Source organism: Jatrophihabitans lederbergiae (genome assembly GCF_031845305.1).
Classification (GTDB): Bacteria; Actinomycetota; Actinomycetes; order Mycobacteriales; family Jatrophihabitantaceae; genus Jatrophihabitans_A; species Jatrophihabitans_A lederbergiae.
Genome location: NZ_JAVREH010000138.1, coordinates 1 through 2,170, shown reverse-complemented (window position 1 = coordinate 2,170; position 2,170 = coordinate 1). Strand labels below are relative to the sequence as shown.

Genomic DNA, 2,170 nt, shown 5'->3' with positions numbered 1-2,170 from the left:
CGCTCGCCGCGAACGACCTGATCGCCGACGCGGCCGAAAGCATTCGGGCGCCGGTTCTGCAGCACGTCCAATGGCAGCATGAGCTGTTTCCGCTGGCCGGTCAGCTTGAGCTTTTCGACCGCTTTTCCTCGACCGAGAAGGTGCTGCGCGGACGGCTCGGACCACACCCGCAGACGCGCCCGGACGACGAGATGGCCTGGCGCGACTACATCACGGCGCAGCTGAATCGGACATAAACGGTGGGCGGTTAATGCCCTTGCTCAGACAAGCTTGCTGCGACGCTTTCCGGGCGAAATTGCTGGCTAACCCGGATCTTTCTTGGTCTGGTTGTTGATCTTGGGTTTAGCGCGGCAGCGCCTGTGGTTGGGATTGTGCCGCAGGGGTGTGACGGTTTGGCCGAGGTCGCTCGGTGCGCCGGTTCCACGGGCCGGTCTGGTTGCTGGTCGTAGGTGCGGGTGGGACGGTGTTCAGCCGGGTGCGGGATGAGGCGTAGCCGGTCGAGGCCTGCGGTGAGCAGCGCGGCCCGGGGCGCGTGGCTGGAAAGGTGCAGGCGGCGGGTGCGGCTGTGGTCGGTAATGCGGGCGGCAATCGAGAACAGCTGGAGGCGGAGTCGTTTGGGTTCCCAGCGCCGTGCCGGGTTGTTGGTGAAGGCAAGCATCTCCCAGCCAGGCGGTGAGTTCGACGGCCAGGGCGACGATGGCGAGCCAGATCCGGTTCTGGTCGAAGTCGTGCAGTGGCAGGTTTCTGAGTCCGGTGTCCTTGCTGATGCGGATGCGGTCCTCGCACCGCGCGCGGCGGCGGTGGCGCAGTTCGAGGTCGGCGAGTTGGCCGCGAGGTGTGTTGGTCGCGAATGCGGTGACCCGGTTGCCGTCGTGGTCAGTGATCCGCAGTTGCGCGCCGGGGTGCGGTCGTTCTTTGCGCACGATGACCCGCATCCCGGCCGGCCAGGACGCCAGATTGAGCAGGCCGGTTGCTTCGGCGACGAACGCGCCGGGCCGGATGTGGCCGTCGCCGTCGTAGGCCGGCTGCCACAGTTTCGCCTTGTCCAGCAGGGTGATCTGGTCGGTGAAGGTGTCGGACAGGCTGAACCCGACCGAGTACTGCACCCGCTGAGAGGTCAGCCAGGCCAGCAGCTCGTGGGTGCCGCCTGCGCCGTCCACGCGGACCAGCACTCCTCGCCCGGGCCGGTTGCCGGACTTATGGCCCGGCAGCTGCCCGAACGCCTGACGCAGCACCTGGATGTGGTCCGCGGCGGTGTTCGAGCCGGCGTTTCCCGCTCTGAGCAAGAATGACAGCGGCTCACCGGTCCCGGCCGGGCCGTGGTCGGCGAAGGTGAGCAGCGGATGGAAACCGAAACTGCGCTTGAACGTCGGCGCCGCCAGCTCCTTCTCCGAATGGGCTGTGATCAGCGTGGCATCGACGTCGATGACTACCGGCGTCTCCGCGCTCGCGCAGTGGTCGGGGGCGTGCTCCCCGGCGGCGGCCCACACCCTCGCCCGGGCAGCGGCCCTCGCGGCGTCGATCGCCTTCAACGCCCGGTCAGCGTCCGCGGCCAGAGTATCCACCAGTCGGGAGACGGTCGGATCGGAGGCCACCGGCCCGAACACCGCCGGCTCGGCCCGCAGCACCGCCACATCGGCCAGGCAATCCCCGCCCACGGCCAACGCCAGCGCCAGATCGGTGAGAATCTTGCCCGGATCATGCCGGGCCAGCCGCTTGCGCCACCGACCCAACGCCTGCGACAAGCCACGATCCAGCCCCGACGCCCGGACCGCTTCCACCAACGCCGCCGCGCCCGCCTGAGACACGATCGCCGACCCGGCCGCGTCAGCTCGGACCCTCGGATACAGCCCGCTATTCTTCACCTTGAAGGTGCTCCTTGCTTGCGCTGGACAGAGACTCGACACCCCTGATCCTGCTCGGCTCGGAGCACTTTTCAATTGATCAACGCGCCGTCACCATGAAAGCCGCGGGCTAACCACTGGACAGCCAGCGACGGCCGGCACGCACGGGGCGTACCGACCGTCGCCGCTCGGGTGCGGCGTGTCAGTCCTGGATCTTCTCCGGTTCGGCGGCGGTCGGGGTGCGGGGCTGACCGTAGGACGCAGCCAGCGGTGACTGGCCGGTCGCCGCGGCCTCGGACTGCAGCCGGGCGCCGAGCCGCTGATAG

The 2,170-nt window shown here is 68.5% G+C and carries 2 pseudogenes; one reads left to right on the top strand and one right to left on the bottom strand.

Annotated features, from left to right (window positions below):
- Nucleotides 1-236, top strand: a pseudogene (locus tag RM423_RS24505) (hypothetical protein); the annotation flags it as partial.
- A gap of 233 nt (nucleotides 237-469) precedes the next feature.
- Here RM423_RS24505 and RM423_RS24500 read toward each other — a convergent pair.
- A pseudogene (locus RM423_RS24500) lies at nucleotides 470-1,865 on the bottom strand (IS1380 family transposase); the annotation flags it as partial.
- Nucleotides 1,866-2,170: the final 305 nt, after the last annotated feature.